The organism is Leyella stercorea, assembly GCF_019052365.1.
Taxonomy (GTDB): domain Bacteria; phylum Bacteroidota; class Bacteroidia; order Bacteroidales; family Bacteroidaceae; genus Prevotella.
On sequence record NZ_JAHQUY010000137.1, the window covers coordinates 1 to 2,500 of the forward strand.

The 2,500-nt window shown below is 40.6% G+C and carries 1 protein-coding gene and 1 pseudogene; one reads left to right on the forward strand and one right to left on the reverse strand.

The genetic code is table 11. The annotated features are described in order from the left end of the window. Positions 1–613: 613 nt before the first annotated feature. Complete coding sequence (locus KTQ90_RS13050) at positions 614–1,426, reverse strand: hypothetical protein (RefSeq protein ID WP_217318791.1); 813 nt, start codon at positions 1,424–1,426, stop codon at positions 614–616. Positions 1,427–1,860: 434 nt separating this feature from the next. On the opposite strand from KTQ90_RS13050, the pseudogene KTQ90_RS13805 reads away from it, so the two are divergent. Beyond that, a pseudogene (locus tag KTQ90_RS13805) lies at positions 1,861–1,989 on the forward strand (transposase); the annotation flags it as partial. Positions 1,990–2,500: the final 511 nt, after the last annotated feature.

A 2,500-nucleotide genomic window follows, 5' to 3' on the forward strand; every position in this document is an offset into this window, starting at 1 on the left:
TTTTCCATTCAGCGAATACGTTGCCCTTGGCTAAACGTATGCTGTTCACGATGTCGATGATGCTTGGTATCGGGTATTCACCGATGCGGAGGATAGAGAACTCAATGGCAGAGATGCGTTGGTAGAGGCGACGGTAACGGTCGGAGTTGGCGAGGGAATCCCATGCGGAGAGGATGTTGGCGGTGTGAGATGAAGCTGGAGAACGGCACGCCCTGGAAGTCGGCGGCGATGGCTCGTGCTTTGCCGAATGTCCTTATTCTTATTGGGTATGGAGGAAAAGATTTGAGAAAGTCAAGGGCGGTGATGGCGCAGACGAACTGATGCAAAGTCAGCGTGGCTTGCTGCTTGCCGTGTTGGACGAGGTAAACGCTGCCGTACAAACGGCAACGCACAAGGACGTTTGCCCATTGGCACAGGCATAGTGCTTGGATTTCCGCCATGGGCTTGTCGGTAGCAAGTTGGCGGAAGAAAAAGAGGAGTTGCGGGTCGGATATGCTCCAGCATAACACCATTAAAATTTGGCTTATGAATACAGAAAACGCTTACATTCCGGTCGAACCGACAAGAGGACGAGGAGGAATCCCTTTATAAATCTCCATTCCAAGATCGCCTATCAGTCAATTTCATGATATAATTGCATTTTCTTTTTCAGGTATTCATCTTTGCCGATAAAATTTTGAGAGCCTATAGCTCCTCCGGCATATTCAAACACTACGAAAGGTGAGTAAACAATAGAGGCCTCAGATTCATTGATTTTCTTTTGTTCATCAGAGGAGAGCGGTATATGATATATCTGATAGTAATACTTTCCCATACCGATGCGACGGAATCCGATACAAAAAGGAGCGTCAGGAATAGCCTGCAAGGAAATAGAAATACAGCCTATTTCATCCAATTCTTTCTTCAGCCATATTAACGAATTTCTGTCGAGACCACTTTGGATTAGTAATGAATCTATCTTTTCCTCGCTCGGATCCCAATTGGATTTCATCTCACCACTGCTGTTTGAGAAATGGAAGATAGAAACATCGCCATGCTCAAATTCAATATCTACGGAACATCCGGGAGTCATTTTATTGTAAAGATTACGATATATCTGCTCCATGCGTCTGCCATATTCTGTATAATGACTTTCCATAATATCGGCATCACATCTGGTGAACGGATTGAGAAATATGAACGAAATCAAAAGAATATTTACACCATTCACCCCCAACAATATTTTCTTATGTTTGCTATTGCACCTTAGCGAACAGACAAATGATATGCAGGCAACAATAAATGCAGGAATGAATAACCAAAAGAACATGGCAATCACCCATACGAATATCAAATCGCTTACAATGAGTCCTAAAAGACACACGGAAAGGAACAATACACAAATGTATTGTATTGTTATCCATAATGTTTTATCGGTCAGTTTCATAGTTAAAAAAATATAAGATTGCGAATGAATAGATATAGAGTGTAACTACGAAAATCCACATGCCGATTTTCCATCTAAGTCTTGTTTTATCGGGTAAATTCCCGAAACGGATATAATATCGTTCACTCCGTTTTTCAAAGTCCATGAACCACTCGCATATAAAATAAACTGCAAGTGTAATCCACGCCAACGTACAATTATTCCAATGGAATATGATTGAAAAGCATAATGCCATCACAATGCCACCATCCAAAAGCCTGATATCATAAACGCTGGGAAGGGTGTCTTTCTTGTTGTTTCTACCCAGAGCCATCAATGCGTATGCACGTATCTGAACAATGTTGTTGAAAATGTATGCAAATACATTTCTTATTCGAATGGTTAACTTCATATCTTACATAGTTTATTTTGTTCGGTAAGACCTCCCACCTCAATTTATAAATAGAGCAACTAATGCCTTTGCAGAGTCTTTCAATGCTAAAATCAAGGCGTTTAGAACTGCTTTAAGGGGAGTAACGGATATTAAATTCTTTCTTTTCAGACTTACAAAACTATATGCTTAATCCCCTAGATATATCGGGTGAGCCCTTTGTATACAAAGATTCGTCTTGGATAATGCGGCCCCATACCCTTGAAGGCATATATTCCATCTCCCCAAAGATAATTCTTAGGGGAGATAAGGTTTACAACATTTTTACTCGCATTTGTATTTTTATATTCATAGTTGTTTTCTATTTGTTCCGCTATACTGTCAGGTAAACACACGCTTTTAAATGAGTCCGAGCATTGGCCCTTAGATATGTAAGGAACAATGCTACAGATAAAGCATAATAGGATTTTATTGATTATCGTTATTTTCATTGTTATTTCTTAATTTACCTCACAAAGTTACACCATAAAAACGGCAATTCTCCGATTTTATTGCATTATCTCACCCCACCAACGCAAATTGGGTACAAATCGTGCTGTGGGAACTTCTCGCAGCCGATATAGAGGGTGTCGAAGGCATCGGTACCGTCGGTACGGTGTTCGAGAAGGTCTTCTTCTGATTCAGGTTGTTTTCACCAAAAAAGG

Excerpts from the sequence above, each read along its gene's own strand:
- KTQ90_RS13050 (WP_217318791.1), bottom strand. The coding sequence starts at position 1,426 with ATGAAACTGACCGATAAAACATTATGGATAACAATACAATACATTTGT.